Origin of the sequence: Acidovorax sp. HMWF018, from assembly GCF_003061035.1 — a bacterium.
GTDB classification, from domain to species: domain Bacteria; phylum Pseudomonadota; class Gammaproteobacteria; order Burkholderiales; family Burkholderiaceae_C; genus Acidovorax; species Acidovorax delafieldii.
Genome location: NZ_QAIM01000304.1, coordinates 49,490 through 51,706, shown reverse-complemented (window position 1 = coordinate 51,706; position 2,217 = coordinate 49,490). Strand labels below are relative to the sequence as shown.

Annotated in this window: 1 protein-coding gene; it reads right to left on the bottom strand. The window is 59.5% G+C overall.

The genetic code is table 11. From position 1 onward, the window contains the following. Positions 1-561: 561 nt before the first annotated feature. On the bottom strand, positions 562-2,007 hold the full coding sequence (locus tag DBR23_RS11630) for a sodium:solute symporter family protein (RefSeq protein WP_056060397.1): 1,446 nt from the start codon (positions 2,005-2,007) through the stop codon (positions 562-564). Positions 2,008-2,217: the final 210 nt, after the last annotated feature.

Below are 2,217 nucleotides of genomic sequence, written 5' to 3'. Positions count from 1 at the left end.
GCTGGCGATAGTCCTGATGCCCCCCTCGCAGGGGACTCCAGCCGTGTTACGGGAACGCATTGTCGAGCGGGCTTCACACGGAGACGTTACCGTCCCCGCATGCCACTCTAGGCTACTCATGGTCGTACAAGAGGTCGCAGCACTTCAGACGAAGGTGCGACAAGGCAAAACAGAGCAGAGCACTCTGAGAGTCAGAGATGCGCAGCGCAATTGCAAGGTGACCAATCCATGGACGGATTTAGTCATCCCATTGGCGAGTTCCGCTTGTGGCGGACTCGACGGCAAGTTGCGCGAGCGCCACAGACGGCATCACTGCCGCGATGAAAGCAGGTTTAACCCTGCATTGCAGTCGGTTTTTCCCGCTGCAATTATCAAAACCACAACTATGTTGTGATCTGTAGAGAGTCGTTTTACCGGCTCTCAATCTCTAAATAAAAGCACTGTAAGTGCTTGATTTAATTGCTAATTATTTAGTGAGGCTAGCTACCTCTCTCAGAGCAACACGTTACGTGTCGCACCAAAACCCTCAATTATAGGCGGCATGCCCCTTCACCCCCCGCGTTACTCGACCCCAACCATCTTGTGGTGGGAGGCATGGCTGTTGCGGATGGCCTGTGGCCCGAGGGAGCCGATCAGCATGCCCGCCAGCGCGGCCAGCAAACCCGCCAGCTGCGCAGGAAAGATTGCCCCCGCCGGAGTGGACAGGAACAACAGCCAGGTCACCAGGCCCAGCACGATGGCAAAGATGGCGCCCTGTGTGGTGGCACGCTTCCAGTACAGGCCGAACACCAGCGGCACAAACGCTCCCACCAGCGGCACCTGATAGGCACCCGACACCAGCTCATAGATGGAGGTACCCTGCATGTAGATGGCATAGGCCAACACGCAGGCGCTGAAAACGAGCGTGGTGATGCGCATGGTGCGCAGGTGCTGCTTGTCCGAGCTGTGCGGACGGAACTGGCGCCAGATGTTTTCGGTGAAAGTGACGCTGGGCGCCAGCAGCGTGGCAGAGGCCGTGGACTTGAGCGCCGACAGCAGGGCCCCAAAGAACAGCACCTGCATCACAAAAGGCATCTTCTCCAGCACCAGCGTGGGCAGCACCTTTTGCGGGTCGTCCTTGAGCAGCGCAGCCGTTTCCGTGGGCATGATGATGAGCGCGCTGGCCACCAGGAACATGGGCACGAAGGCGAACAGGATGTAGCAGATGCCACCGATCACGGGACCGCGCGTGGCTGCCTGGATGTTGTTGGCCGACATCACACGCTGAAAGACGTCCTGCTGCGGGATGGAGCCGAACATCATGGTCACGCCCGCGGCGATGAAGAACACCACGTCATGGAATTTGGGCTCAGGCAGGAACCGGAACAGCTCACGGCTGGACGCGAACTCGATCACCTTGTCGGCCCCCCCGGCCATGTTGCCCGCAAACACGGCAATGACGGCCAGGCCCACCACCAGGATGATCATCTGAATGAAATCGGTGACCGCCACCGACCACATGCCGCCGAACAACGTGTACGCCAGGATGGAGACCACACCAATCGTCATGCCCACCGGAATGCTGATGGCACCGCCAGACAGCAGGTTGAACACCAGGCCCAGCGCTGTGACCTGGGCAGAAACCCAGCCCAGGTAGCTCAACATGATGATCAGCGAGCAGACGATTTCCACCGTGCGGCCATAGCGTTCGCGGTAATAGTCGCTGATGGTGAGCAGCGTCATGCGGTACAGCTTGCCGGCAAAGAACAGGCCGACCAGGATCAGGCAGAAGCCCGCGCCGAACGGGTCTTCCACCACATTGCCCAGACCGCCCTCGATGAACTTGGCGGGAATGCCCAGCACGGTCTCCGACCCAAACCAGGTGGCAAACGTGGTGGTGATGATCATGTACAGCGGCAGGTGGCGCCCGGCAATGGCAAAGTCCGCAGCGTTCTTCACACGCCGGGCTGCCAGCAAGCCGATGCCGATGGTGATCAGCAGGTAAACGATAACCAGGGTCAGCAGCACAGCGCGCTCCTCTCTCTTTTTGTCTCGGTCGGTCCAGGGTGAAGAAATCCGACCTGCACCCCGGCGCTCCCCACACCGGGGCACCGGGCATGCAGATCGTCAGAAAAGCCGGATTCTGATCAGCAGTTGGATGAGCAGCAAGCCCAGCACAAACCCGACCCCAGCAAAAATGATGCCTTGCAGCAGCCGGTTGGTGCGTTTTTGCGCTTC